Genomic DNA, 13,199 nt, shown 5'->3' with positions numbered 1-13,199 from the left:
TTCGCAAAACACATCGACTTACTGCAGTACTTCTCTTTCTCATTTGACAATCATTATCATTCAACATAATTTGTCGCTCGATGTGTAGGACGGCGCCGTCCCCCAGGCCCTCCCACTAACCTATTGGCAGCAAGGTGATTTCCATGACGGAACAAGTATCCACAAGCAGGTGCGATTCACCGCTACTTCAGGCATTCGTCGACAATCGACTGATTCTGGTCAAGATTGCAGCCCGCATTACCGGCTGCAGGTCTCGTGCCGAAGACGTGGTTCAGGATGCGTTTTTCCGACTGCAATCGGCGCCGCCGATCACGTCGTCGATCAAGGCTCAGCTGAGCTACCTGTTCCAGATCGTGCGCAACCTCGCTATCGATCATTACCGCAAGCAGGCGCTCGAACAGAAATACTCAGGCCCGGAAGAGGAAGGCTTGAACGTGGTGATTCAGGGCGCTTCGCCGGAAACGTCGCACATCAACTTCTCGACCCTGGAACACATCGCCGATGCGCTGACCGAGCTGCCCAGCCGCACCCGCTACGCCTTCGAGATGTATCGCTTGCACGGCGTGCCGCAGAAAGACATCGCCAAGGAACTCGGCGTATCGCCGACCCTGGTCAACTTCATGATTCGTGATGCGCTGGTGCACTGCCGCAAGGTGTCGGGCAGTCGGCGGGATGGGGTGATCGCGGGTCGTCGTTAGTCTATCAGGGCGGTGCGCCCCCAATCGCGAGCAGGCTCACTCCTACATTCGAACTGTGAACACAGAACCATTGTAGGAGTGAGCCTGCTCGCGATGGCGGGCTCAAGACCGCAAAAAATTCCGAGGCCGAACACATCAGGCCAACCGGCACCGATCAAAAAACCGCTCCCGCCCCAGAATCATCAGCGCCGCGCGCTTGTGCGGGAAATCGAATTCCTTTTCGCAGTGGAAACACTGGTTGTGCATATGCCCGATCATCTTCGCGTTATCGGCACGCGGCTCGGCGACCACGCGCTGGGTGCGTGGGTCATCGAGAAACAGGTAATGCACCAGCGCCGATAACCAGCTCGCCACTTTGTGCGGGCCGCGATGGCTTTCCTCGCCGACCAGCATGTGAATCCCACGGTCGTAATCGCCGGCATCGTAGAACGGCGCGATGCGGTCTTCCTTGGCCCAATAGGCTTCAAAATAGGCGAATGGCTGATCGTCAAAACAGCCGATCAACGTCAGCGTGTGCGGATCTGCATCGAGCTTGCTCAGGTATTCGCGATGCTGCTCAAGGCTGCCCTCCTCCTGCCAGAAGCTCGCCACGCGCGGACTGTTCTGCCAGCGATTGAAGCGCGACAGGTCTTCTTCGATTTCCAGCGTACGCAGGGAAATCCACGCGCCGAGCCGCGCATCGAAACGTCGATAGACTTCACCCCGCGGCTTCACCGGGCGCAGCGGATGGCGCTTGCCCTGGCTGATAACCATTTGCTGCGGATAGCTGCCGGTCAGTGAAGCGCCGAGCCACGGTTGCGGCAGTTGCCAGAACAGCGTGCGCTCGCAGCGATATTCGCCGGCCACTTCGGTATTGATCAGTAAACCGCTGAGCAATGCCTCGGTGGGCGGTTGGTCGAGTTGCCAGGTCAACTGCTGACACGCCGGGTCACGGGCGAACAACCAATAGCAGGCCGCCCACAAAGCTTGCCCGGGCGGCAGGGCGAAACGCTCGTCGAGCTGGATCGGGCCTTTGCCCTCGCGGTCGAGACGCAGCCGAATCAACGGCTGACCGTCCAGGCTCAGGCTCAAGCGGCTCTCGGTGGCATCAGCGATCAATTGACTGCCCGAGGGCAAGGCCAGGGCAGTCAGGTCATTCAGATTGGACATGGGTCGGGCTCACGTAATCGTCGACAGTTCAACGAAGTGACGTGAGCCGGAAGGGGAAATTTAAGCGCGGGATGAAAACCGCACCTTAGTGCTGAGGCACCGGCACCACCGCAATCCGGTACGGATCGAAGATCCTCAGCAATTCCCCGTTGTCGCGCAGCCCTTGCAGCAGCTTGCCGAAAGCTTCGCCAGTGATCGGAGCACTTGTGCGCAGAATCGCGTAGTGGTGATAGATCTGATCGGTACGCTGCGAGGGCAGCAAGGCGTCGCGGACCTTTTCGTTGCGCAGCAGGTAATCGAACAGATAGGAACGGGTCACCAGAGCAATGTCGGCGCGTCCGCGCAGGACCATCAGCAGGTTGCTGTCGTGGGAATAGGTCAGCGTGGCGTTGTAGTTTTTCGCGAGGTATTTCGGGTCGGCGTTGAAGTTGGCAAATTCGTAGTGATAACCGCTGAACAACGCCAGACGCTTGCCCGAAAGGCTGGAGAAATAGCTCTGCTGGCGGCCGTCTTCGCGTTGCGCGACGAAAATCTCGGCGTCTTCCAGGCCCATGTCGACGTCATCGTGGGGAATGTCTTTCCAGCCCCACTCGGGGTTTTCGAAGATCGCCATGTCGATGCGGCCCTGCTTGAAATCACCGAAGCGGCGCGGGATCGACGTCGGCACCAGGACGAACTGATAGTCGCTCTGCGAACTGTTCAACGCCTCGATCAATTGCGGCAACAGGCCGGTGTCGGCGCCGTTTTCCGGGCGAATCGTATAGGGCGGGAAATGCGCGGCGCCGACCCGGACCAATTGCGCTGACTGAACGGGCAATACCCATAACGCAGCCAGCGCAGCGAGCATCAGCCCGGCGGCTGTCCGAATTGGCGAAGACTTCAAAACACCCCACTCCCCGAAAAAAAATAGCGATCAATGCATTCAAGCTAGGCGGTTTCGCCGACTTAGCCAGTTTCCCGGCCGGTCCGACAACCGTTCAACGCGCTTCGAGGACCAGAATCAGCGCTTCATCGGCGAGTTGATCGAGGCTCAAACTGCCGCCGGCACGGAACCAGGTGGTGGTCCAGGACAGTGCGCCGGTGAGGAAACGTCGGGTAATAAAAACGTCGCCGCGAATATAACCGGCGTCCTTGGCCTCGCCCAGAACCTGCAGCCAGATGTCTTCATAAACGTCACGCAAAGCGAGGACTTTAGCCTGGCCGTCTTCGGACAATGAGCGCCATTCATACACCAGCACCGCCATCGCTTCGCCGCTGCCGCCCATGATCGACTGCAACTCGCAACGAATCAGTGCCAGGACTTTCTCGCGCACGTCGTTTGCCTCGGCCAGGGCTGCGCGCATCAACGCGGTGTTGTAGCGGATGGTTTCCTCCATCACCGCGCGGAGGATTTCATCCTTGCTTTTGAAGTGATGAAAAATGCTGCCCGACTGAATGCCCACGGCGCTGGCCAGATCGCGCACCGTGGTGCGCTCGTAGCCTTTGTTGCGAAACAGGTGAGCCGCCACTTGCAGCAATTTGCCACGGGCGCTGTCCGGGTCGGTCAACTGGCCTGACTCGACCAGTTCGCGCATGACCCGCAGGGCTTTTTGCTCGTCCACCCGTTCTCTCCTACAGTCGATCAGTGTGTTGCCCCCTGTAACCGCAGGGTTGCGCGCAATTTAAGCCGCGCGCGGGCACCAAGCAAGCGCTTGGGCAGAAGAATGTTTCCCCTGTTTACAAACCAAGCGCTTGCTTGGTAGCCTCCAGACACTTCTGTCGCAGGTCCCTGAGTCGGAGATAAAAATGCCAACCACCGTGCGTATCGGCTGCGCCAGCGCCTTTTGGGGCGATACCTCCACCGCTGCCGCCCAACTGGTAACGGGCGGAGACCTCGATTATCTGGTGTTCGATTATCTGGCCGAGATCACCATGTCGCTGATGGCCGGCGCGCGTCTCAAAGACCCGCAGGCCGGTTACGCCGGCGACTTCATCGAAGTGCTGACGCCGCTGCTGACGCAACTGGCCGAACAGCAGATCCGCGTGATCAGCAATGCCGGCGGCGTCAATCCGCAGGCCTGCGCCGCTGCCCTGCAAGCGGCGTGCGACCAGGCCGGGGTCAAGTTGAAGATTGCCGTGTTGCTCGGTGATGACCTGCAAGGACACCTCGAAAACCCCGCCGACATCCGCGAAATGTTCAGCGGCGCCCCGCTTCCACGCGTGTGCGTGTCGACCAACGCCTACCTCGGCGCGCCGGGGATTGTCGAAGCGTTGCGTCTGGGTGCCGACATCGTCATTACCGGTCGGGTGGTCGACAGCGCCGTGGTCAGCGCGGCGCTGGTCCACGAATTCGGCTGGTCGTGGCATGACTACGACAAACTCGCCCAGGCCGCGCTGGCCGGGCACATCATCGAATGCGGCGCGCAGTGCACCGGCGGCAATTTCACCGACTGGCGCGAGGTACCGGATTACGAGCACATCGGTTTTCCGATCGTCGAAGTCAGCGCCGATGGCCAGTTCCTCGTCAGCAAACCGGAAGACTCCGGCGGGCTGGTCACGCCGCTGACGGTCGGCGAGCAGATGCTCTATGAAATCGGCGATCCGCAGGCTTACTTGCTACCCGACGTGGTCTGCGACTTCACTCAGGTCAAACTCCAGCAGCAAGGCAAAAACGTCGTGCAGGTGCACGGTGCCAAAGGCCTGCCGCCCACCGACAAATACAAGGTCAGCGCCACTTGTCCGGACGGCTTTCGCTGTACGGCGAGTTGCCTGATGGCCGGCATCGACGCAGTGGACAAGGCGCGGCGGGTCAGCCAGGCAATCATCGACAAGACCGCCGAGATGTTCAGCCTGCGCGGCTGGGCGCCCTACAGCGAAACCCACGTCGAACTGCTCGGCAGCGAAGCCACCTATGGCCCCCACGGTCAGCGCCGCGACAGCCGCGAAGTGGTGATCAAAATCGCCGTGCGGCATCCCGACAAACGTGCGCTGGTGCTGTTTTCCAAAGAGATCGCCCAGGCTGCGACCGGTATGGCGCCTGGCTTGACCGGCATCGTCGGCGGTCGCCCGAGCGTTTACCCAGTCATCCGCCTGTTCTCGTTCCTCATCGAAAAAAGCGCCTGCACCCTGCAAGTAGACATGGCTGGCGAGCGTCATCCGTGTGCCTTGCCCGCCTTGGTCGCTCTGGACAGTGCAGACTTGCCCGTCGCCCAGCATCCGCCCAAACCCCAGGGCCGCGCCGATGCCAGTGTGCCGCTGGTGAAACTGGCGGTGGCGCGCTCCGGCGACAAGGGCAACCACAGCAACATCGGCGTGATGCCGCGCCATCCCGATTACCTGCCGTGGATCGCCGAAGCGCTGACAACTTCGGTGGTGGTCGACTGGATGCGCCACGTCCTCGATCCGCTGCTTGGCCGCGTCGAACGCTGGTACCTGCCCGGCACCCACAGTCTCAACTTTCTCTTGGAAAACGCCCTCGGCGGTGGCGGTGTCGCCAGTTTGCGCATCGACCCGCAGGGCAAAGCCTTCGCCCAGCAATTATTGGAAATCCAGATTCCGGTGCCGCAGAGCATCGCCGAACAGCTCGTCTAGAGGATGGTGTGCATGGCTTACGCGTCGATATTCCGCGCCGATCTGTTCAGCGGCCAGAACCTGATTGTCACCGGCGGCGGCAGCGGCATCGGTCGCTGCACCGCCCATGAACTGGCGGCGCTCGGCGCCCATGTGCTGCTGGTCGGGCGCAAGCCGGAAAAGCTCGAAAAGGTCGCCGCCGAAATCACCGAGGACGGCGGCCGCGCGCACTGGAAGGCTTGCGATATCCGCGATGAAGAAGCGGTCAGGCAACTGGTCAAAGAGCTGATCGCCGAACACGGGCCGATTCACGGTCTGGTCAACAACGCCGGGGGTCAGTACCCGTCGCCGCTGGCGTCGATCAATCAGAAGGGTTTCGAAACCGTGTTGCGCACCAATCTGGTCGGCGGTTTTCTGATGGCCCGCGAGGTGTTCAACCAGTCGATGAGCAAACACGGCGGCAGCATCGTCAACATGCTCGCCGACATGTGGGGCGGCATGCCCGGCATGGGCCACTCGGGCGCCGCGCGTTCGGGCATGGACAACTTCACCAAGACTGCCGCGTTCGAGTGGGGCTATGCCGGGGTGCGGGTCAACGCCGTGGCACCGGGCTGGATTGCGTCCAGCGGCATGGACACTTACGAAGGCGCCTTCAAAGCAGTGATCCCGACGTTGCGCGAGCATGTGCCGCTCAAGCGCATCGGCACCGAGTCGGAAGTCAGTGCGGCGATCGTGTTTCTGCTCAGCCCGGCGGCGGCGTTCATCAGCGGCACCACGGTGAAAATCGACGGCGCCGCCAGCCTCGGCAGTCGCGCCTGGCCGCTGCACAAGGCCAGCCACAGCGAATCCTTCAACGGCTTTCACCGCGCCTATTTACCAGAAGTGTTGCGTCCCGACGTGCCCAAGGACGAGGAATAAGCCATGGCGCAGATTCAGTCGCAACTCGACCCGCACAGCGAAGCGTTCGCGCGCAACCGCGCCGCCATGCTCGCCGCCATCGAGCAGGTCCGGCAGCTTGTACAGAAGCTGCTGGACAAGGCCGCCGACGCCAAAGACAAATTCAGCAAACGCGGGCAACTGTTGCCCCGCGAGCGTCTGAACCTGTTGCTCGACCCTGGCGCGCCGTTCCTCGAACTGGCCAGCCTCGCCGGCTACAAGTTGCACGACGACAAGGATGGCAGTTCGGCCGGTGGCGGGCTGATTGCCGGCATCGGTTACGTCTGCGGCATTCGCGCGATGGTGGTCGCCAACAACAGTGCGATCAAAGGCGGCACGATCTCGCCGAGCGGTCTGAAAAAATCCCTGCGCCTGCAACAGATCGCCCGGGAAAACAAACTGCCGATGATCACCCTCGCCGAAAGCGGCGGCGCCAATCTCAACTACGCGGCGGAAATTTTTGTCGAAGGCGCGCGCAGTTTTGCCAATCAGGCGCGGATGTCGGCCATGGGGTTGCCGCAGATCACCGTGGTGCACGGCTCGGCCACCGCAGGCGGCGCCTATCAACCGGGTTTGTCGGATTACGTGGTGGTGGTGCGCGGCAAGGCCAAGCTGTTCCTCGCCGGCCCGCCATTGCTCAAAGCGGCGACCGGCGAAGTGGCCAGCGATGAGGAGCTGGGTGGCGCCGAGATGCACGCGCAGGTCGCCGGTACCGCCGAATATCTGGCCGAGAACGATGCTGACGGCATACGTCAGGTGCGCGAAATCATGCGCATGCTGCCATGGAATGCACAGCTGCCATGGCAGCCGGAGGCGCAATTCAAAGAACCGCTCTACCCCATTGATGAACTGCTCGGGTTGATCCCGGACGATGCAAAAAAGCCCTACGACGTGCGCGAAATCATCGCGCGGATCGCCGATGAATCGGATTTTCTCGAGTTCAAGGGCGAGTTCGATCAACAAACCATCTGCGGCCAATTGAAAATCCAGGGCCGCGCCTGCGGCTTCATCGGCAACAACGGCCCGATCACCCCTCAAGGTGCGAGCAAGGCGGCGCAGTTCATCCAGTTGTGCGACCAGAGCCAGACGCCGCTGCTGTTTTTCCACAACACCACGGGTTTCATGGTCGGCACCGAATCGGAACAGCAAGGCGTGATCAAGCACGGCTCGAAACTGATTCAAGCGGTGGCCAACGCGCGGGTGCCTAAACTGACCATCGTCGTCGGCGGTTCCTACGGCGCCGGCAACTACGCGATGTGCGGGCGCGGTCTCGACCCGCGCTTCATCTTCGCCTGGCCCAACAGTCGCACCGCAGTGATGGGCGGTGCGCAGGCCGGCAAGGTTTTGCGCATCGTCACCGAGGCCAAACAGCTCAAGGACGGCATCGAGCCCGATCCGAAAATGCTCGACATGCTCGAGCAGATGACCGCGCAGAAACTCGACAGCCAGTCCACCGCACTGTACGGCAGCGCCAACCTGTGGGACGACGGCCTGATCGACCCGCGCGACACCCGCACCCTGCTCGGTTACTTGCTGGATATCTGCCACGAAGCCGACAGGCGTGCGCTGCAACCCAACAGCTTCGGCGTCAGCCGCTTCTGACCGCCACGGATCCTACGGAGAACAACAACAATGATCTTCACCCCGGAACACGAAGCCCTGCGCCGCACCGTCCGCCAGTTCGTCACGCACGAGATCAACCCGCACGTCGAAGAATGGGAAAAGGCCGGGCGCTTTCCCATCCACGATATTTTCCGCAAGGCCGGCGAACTGGGCCTGCTGGGCATTTCCAAACCGGAAAAATTCGGCGGCATGGGCCTCGATTACAGCTATTCGATTGTCGCCGCCGAAGAGTTCGGCACCATTCATTGCGGCGGGATTCCGATGTCGATCGGCGTGCAGACCGACATGTGCACTCCGGCATTGGCGCGTTTCGGCTCCGATGAACTGCGCGAAGAATTCCTCCGTCCGGCCATCACTGGCGAACAGGTGGGTTGCATCGGCGTTTCCGAAGTCGGCGCCGGCTCCGATGTCGCCGGGCTGAAGACCACGGCGCGCAAGGACGGCGACGACTACGTGATCAACGGCAGCAAGATGTGGATCACCAACTCGCCAAGCGCCGACTTCATCTGCCTGCTGGCCAACACCTCGGACGACAAGCCGCACATCAACAAGTCGCTGATCATGGTGCCGATGAACACCCCGGGAATCAGCCTCAGCTCGCACCTGGACAAGCTCGGCATGCGCAGCTCGGAAACCGCGCAGGTGTTCTTCGATAACGTGCGCGTGCCGCAGCGCAACCGCATCGGCCATGAAGGCGCGGGGTTCATGATGCAGATGCTGCAGTTCCAGGAAGAACGCCTGTTCGGCGCGGCGAACATGATCAAAGGCCTGGAATATTGCATCGACAGCACCATCGAGTACTGCAAGGAGCGCAAGACCTTCGGCAATACGCTGATCGACAATCAGGTCATCCACTTCCGCCTCGCCGAATTGCAGACCGAAATCGAATGCCTGCGTGCGCTGGTCTATCAGGCCACCGAGCAATACATCAAAGGCCAGGACGTCACGCGACTGGCGTCGATGGCCAAGCTCAAGGCCGGACGCCTCGGCCGCGAAGTCAGTGACAGCTGCCTGCAATACTGGGGCGGCATGGGTTTCATGTGGGACAACCCGGTGGCCCGCGCCTACCGCGATGTGCGCCTGGTGTCGATTGGCGGCGGCGCCGACGAAATCATGCTGGGCATCATCTGCAAACTGATGGGCATCCTGCCCGGGAAAAAGAAATGAGCGACCTGCCGGATTGCCAGACACTGTTGCTGGAACTGCATGGCGGCGTGCTGCACATCACTCTCAACCGCCCGGACAGCCGCAACGCGATGAGCCTGCAAATGGTCGCCGAACTGCGCGCGGTGCTGGCGACGATACGCGATGACCGTACGGTGCGGGCGTTGGTGCTCAGCGGTGCCGGCGGGCATTTCTGCGCCGGTGGCGACATCAAGGACATGGCCAACGCACGGGCGCAGGGCACGGAGGCTTACCGCGAATTGAACCGAGCGTTCGGCGCGTTGCTGGAGGAAGCCCAGCACACGCCGCCAGTGCTGATTTGCGTGCTGCAAGGCGCGGTGCTCGGCGGTGGATTCGGTCTGGCCTGTGTCAGCGACATCGCCCTGGCCGATCACCAGGCGCAGTTCGGGTTGCCGGAAACCAGCCTCGGCCTGATCCCGGCGCAAATCGCGCCGTTTGTGGTGCAACGGATCGGCCTGACCGAAACCCGCCGACTCGCGCTGACGGCGGCGCGTTTCGACGGCGCCGAGGCGCAGCGATTGGGGCTGGTGCATTTCGTTGAACAGGATGCGCAAGCACTGGCCGAACGGCTGGATGAAGTGTTGCAACAGGTGCTGCGCTGCGCCCCGCAAGCGAATGCGATGACCAAGAAATTGCTGATGGCGAGTGCCGGGCAACCGTCGAATGAATTGCTGGACGACGCGGCGCAGTGGTTCAGCGCGGCGGTAACTGGAGACGAAGGGATCGAGGGGACTCTGGCTTTTGTGCAAAAGCGCAAACCGCGGTGGGTCAACTAAAAGCTTCGCGAGCAGGCTCGCTCCCACAGGTCGAAATTGCATTGCAAACGTGGGAGCGAGCCTGCTCGCGAAGAGTCCATCCAACCCACCGCAAAAACCTCTGGAAACCCACCATGCCCGCCATCCACAAATCCCGGGTCGAAATGCATTGCAAATGTGGGAGCGAGCCTGCTCGCGATGAGGCCATCCAACCCACCGCAAAAAACCTCAGGAAACCCCACCATGCCCGCCATCCACAAATCCCGGGTCGAAATGCATTGCAAATGTGGGAGCGAGCCTGCTCGCGATGAGGCCATCACATTCACCGCCATCATTTCAGGAAATTCACCATGCCCACCCTCCACAAAATCCTGATCGCCAACCGCGGTGAAATCGCCTGCCGCATCCAGCGCACGGCCCAGGCGCTGGGCTATCGCACCGTCGCGGTGTTCAGCGATGCCGACGCCGATGCGCTGCATGTGCAAATGGCCGATCAGGCGGTGCACATCGGCCCGGCGCCGGTGCAGCAGTCCTACCTCAACATTCCGGCGATCATCGAAGCCGCCCGACGCAGCGGCGCCGATGCGATTCATCCCGGCTACGGCTTCCTTTCGGAAAACGCCGATTTCGCCCGCGCCTGCGCCGAAGCCGGGCTGATCTTCATCGGCCCCAGCGCCGACGCGATCGAACTGATGGGCAGCAAACGCCTGTCGAAGATCGCCATGCTTGATGCCGGTGTTCCATGCATTGCAGGCTACCAGGGCGCCGCGCAGGACGACGCGACCCTGCTGGCCGAGGCCGAGCGCATCGGTTATCCGATGATGATCAAGGCCAGCGCCGGTGGCGGTGGACGCGGCATGCGCCTGGTGCACGAGGCCAGCGAACTGGCGGCGCAACTGCGCACGGCTCGTTCCGAAGCACTGAACGGTTTCGGCAGTGACGAGTTGATCCTTGAGCAGGCACTGATCGAACCCCGCCATGTGGAAGTGCAGCTGTTCGGCGATCAGCACGGCCATCTGGTCTACCTCGGCGAACGCGATTGCTCGATCCAGCGCCGCCATCAGAAAGTCATCGAAGAAGCACCCTGCCCGGTGATGACCGCCGAGCTGCGCCAGGCCATGGGCGAGGCGGCGCTCAAGGCCGGGCGCGCGGTGGATTACGTCGGCGCTGGCACCGTGGAGTTTCTGCTCGACGCGCGCGGGCAGTTCTATTTTCTGGAGATGAACACGCGCCTGCAGGTCGAACACCCGGTGACGGAAATGATCACCGGACTTGATCTGGTCGCATGGCAGTTGCTGGTCGCCGAAGGCCAGCCGTTACCGCTGACGCAGGAACAGATCCATCTCCACGGTCACGCCATGGAAGTGCGCCTCTACGCTGAAGATCCCGCCGCGGACTTTCTCCCGCAAACCGGCCAAATTGCCGCATGGCAGCCAGCGCTGGGCCACGGCGCGCGCATCGATCACGGTCTGCTTGAAGGTCAGTCGGTCAGCCCGTTCTACGATCCGATGCTGGGCAAACTGATCGCCCACGGCGCCACTCGGGAAGAGGCGCGGCGCAAGCTGTTGCGTGCGGTGCAGGACACCGTGCTGCTCGGGGTGCAGAGCAATCAACGTTTGCTCGAAGGCCTGCTGCAACATCCGCAGTTCATCAGTGGCGACTTCAGCACCGCTTTCATCCAGCAGCACTTTTCCAGCCACGCCAGTCTCAACGCCCATGTGCCAACGACGGAGCAACTGGCGATCGCCGTGGTGTTGTTTTATCAGGCCAGCGCCCTGCCCCATCGCGCCCCTTTGAACGGCTGGCGCAACAACGCCAGCGTGCCTCTGCACTATCGACTCGGCAGTGACGAGCAGGACTGGGCACTGTCGGTGCTGGCGCGCAAATCCGGCGAATGTGTCGTGCAGGTCGGCGAACGCACGCTGGAATTGAAAGTCATCGAGCACACCGCGCAATCGGTCACCATGGAGGTCGACGGTCTGCGCCAGCGCCACGCCTATCGTCTGCACGACGGGCAGCTCTGGCTGTTCACCCATCCGGGCAGCCTGCGCCTGGAGGATCGAACTCATGCGCAGATCAGCAGTCAGACCAGCGTCGCCTCAGGCACCCTGAAAGCACCGATGGATGGTGCCATTGTCGACGTGCTGGTCAGCGAAGGCAGTACGGTCAGCAAGGGTCAATTGCTGGTGGTGCTGGAGGCAATGAAAATGGAGCATCCGCTGAAAGCCGGCATCGATGGCGTGCTCAAACGGGTGCAAGTGAAGGTCGGCGATCAGGTAAAAAATCGTCAGGTTCTGTTGCAGGTCGAGTAGTCGCCCGGACACAAGCGCGGGGTTTGACTACGCTCTGATAAATCAGAACGCGGAAATCAGGAACCCTGCGATGCCCCATTGGCTGGTCATAGATCTGGAAGCCACCACAGACGAGGGTGGCTGGCCGGTGACGGAAATGGAAATTATCGAGATCGGTGCGACGCTGGTCGATCGTGCCGGGCGCGAGCAGGATCACTTCCAGCGCTTCGTCAAACCGACCCGCCGTCCATTGCTGACGCCGTTCTGTCGGGAGCTGACGCACATCACCCAGGCCAATATCGATTCGGCGCAACCGCTGAGCGAAGTCTGGCCGGCTTTCGAGCGCTGGCTGGCGCAGCATCAGGCTCGCCTTGAAGGCTGGGCCAGTTGGGGCGGTTACGATCGCCAGCAGCTGCTGCAGGAATGGCAGCGCCTGAACATCGACAGTGGCCTGAGCAAAGTGCCGCACATGAACCTCAAACAACGCTTCGCCAAGGCCCGCCGCCTGGAACGACCGCTTGGGCTCAACGGCGCGCTGCAACTGGCGGGCATGCAGTTCAGCGGTCAACAGCATCGGGCCCTGGAAGATGCGCGCAATACTGCACGATTACTGCCGCTGGTCCTGCCGCTTTAGGGGCGTGACGAGGTTGCAAGCCTTGTGCATACTGGCCGCCCCCTTTCAAGCCCTTTTCGAGGAATCCGCCCATGTTTAAAGTCAACGAGTACTTCGACGGCACCGTCAAGTCGATCGCCTTTGGCACTGCTGAAGGTCCGGCGACCATTGGCGTCATGGCCCCGGGCGAATACGAATTCGGCACCAGCCAGCGGGAAATCATGCACGTCGTTTCCGGCGCGCTGAGTGTAAAACTGCCAGACAGCAGCGACTGGGAAACCTTCGCCGCCGGCAGCCAGTTCAACGTCCCGGCCAACAGCAAGTTCCAGCTGAAAGTCGCCGTCGATACCGCTTACCTGTGCGAATACCGCGGCTGATCCCGCCGGTTTTCACAGCGCAA

12 protein-coding genes are annotated in these 13,199 nt (G+C 61.6%); 9 read left to right on the top strand and 3 right to left on the bottom strand.

Annotated elements, in window-relative coordinates:
• Nucleotides 1-143 precede the first annotated feature (143 nt).
• The gene (locus tag AEQ63_RS01860) at nt 144-698 is read left to right on the top strand and encodes an RNA polymerase factor sigma-70 (protein WP_042607842.1); all 555 of its coding nucleotides are present in this window, start codon (nt 144-146) and stop codon (nt 696-698) included.
• 135 nt (nt 699-833) lie between these two features.
• Here the strand turns inward: AEQ63_RS01860 and AEQ63_RS01855 are convergent, their stop codons facing one another.
• The 3 genes from AEQ63_RS01855 to AEQ63_RS01845 form a co-directional block, all read right to left on the bottom strand.
• Entirely contained in the window at nt 834-1,847 is a 1,014-nt protein-coding gene (locus AEQ63_RS01855) for a GNAT family N-acetyltransferase (RefSeq protein WP_064361567.1), read from the bottom strand.
• A gap of 85 nt (nt 1,848-1,932) precedes the next feature.
• Entirely contained in the window at nt 1,933-2,730 is a 798-nt protein-coding gene (locus tag AEQ63_RS01850) for a substrate-binding periplasmic protein (RefSeq protein WP_064361566.1), read from the bottom strand.
• 94 nt (nt 2,731-2,824) lie between these two features.
• Complete coding sequence (locus tag AEQ63_RS01845) at nt 2,825-3,448, bottom strand: TetR/AcrR family transcriptional regulator (protein ID WP_042607845.1); 624 nt, start codon at nt 3,446-3,448, stop codon at nt 2,825-2,827.
• Between the two features lie 184 nt (nt 3,449-3,632).
• On the opposite strand from AEQ63_RS01845, the gene AEQ63_RS01840 reads away from it, so the two are divergent.
• The 8 genes from AEQ63_RS01840 (at nt 3,633) to ppnP (ending at nt 13,176) form a co-directional block, all read left to right on the top strand.
• On the top strand, nt 3,633-5,417 hold the full coding sequence (locus AEQ63_RS01840) for an acyclic terpene utilization AtuA family protein (protein ID WP_064361565.1): 1,785 nt from the start codon (nt 3,633-3,635) through the stop codon (nt 5,415-5,417).
• A gap of 12 nt (nt 5,418-5,429) precedes the next feature.
• Nucleotides 5,430-6,314: an SDR family oxidoreductase gene (locus AEQ63_RS01835; protein ID WP_064361564.1), complete on the top strand. Its 885-nt coding sequence runs from the start codon at nt 5,430-5,432 to the stop codon at nt 6,312-6,314.
• Between the two features lie 3 nt (nt 6,315-6,317).
• On the top strand, nt 6,318-7,934 hold the full coding sequence (atuC, locus tag AEQ63_RS01830) for a geranyl-CoA carboxylase subunit beta (RefSeq protein ID WP_064361563.1): 1,617 nt from the start codon (nt 6,318-6,320) through the stop codon (nt 7,932-7,934).
• A 30-nt stretch (nt 7,935-7,964) separates the two neighbouring features.
• A complete protein-coding gene (gene atuD, locus AEQ63_RS01825; RefSeq protein WP_064361562.1) occupies nt 7,965-9,122 on the top strand; it encodes a citronellyl-CoA dehydrogenase in 1,158 nt (385 codons plus the stop codon).
• Nucleotides 9,119-9,916 carry an enoyl-CoA hydratase/isomerase family protein gene (locus AEQ63_RS01820; RefSeq protein ID WP_064361561.1) on the top strand — a complete coding sequence of 266 codons (798 nt, stop codon included), beginning with the start codon at nt 9,119-9,121 and terminating at the stop codon, nt 9,914-9,916. The genes atuD and AEQ63_RS01820 overlap by 4 nt, the downstream gene beginning before the upstream one ends.
• Before the next feature lie 329 nt (nt 9,917-10,245).
• Entirely contained in the window at nt 10,246-12,207 is a 1,962-nt protein-coding gene (locus AEQ63_RS01810; RefSeq protein ID WP_064361559.1) for an acetyl-CoA carboxylase biotin carboxylase subunit, read from the top strand.
• A 70-nt stretch (nt 12,208-12,277) separates the two neighbouring features.
• Nucleotides 12,278-12,820: an exonuclease domain-containing protein gene (locus AEQ63_RS01805; RefSeq protein ID WP_064361558.1), complete on the top strand. Its 543-nt coding sequence runs from the start codon at nt 12,278-12,280 to the stop codon at nt 12,818-12,820.
• Between the two features lie 71 nt (nt 12,821-12,891).
• Nucleotides 12,892-13,176: a pyrimidine/purine nucleoside phosphorylase gene (gene ppnP, locus AEQ63_RS01800; protein WP_039759849.1), complete on the top strand. Its 285-nt coding sequence runs from the start codon at nt 12,892-12,894 to the stop codon at nt 13,174-13,176.
• Nucleotides 13,177-13,199: the final 23 nt, after the last annotated feature.

The organism is Pseudomonas sp. RIT-PI-o (assembly GCF_001297215.1).
Taxonomy (GTDB): domain Bacteria; phylum Pseudomonadota; class Gammaproteobacteria; order Pseudomonadales; family Pseudomonadaceae; genus Aquipseudomonas; species Aquipseudomonas moraviensis_A.
The sequence above is the reverse complement of the archived record's forward strand: the minus strand, read 5'-3'. Positions and strand labels throughout refer to the sequence as shown.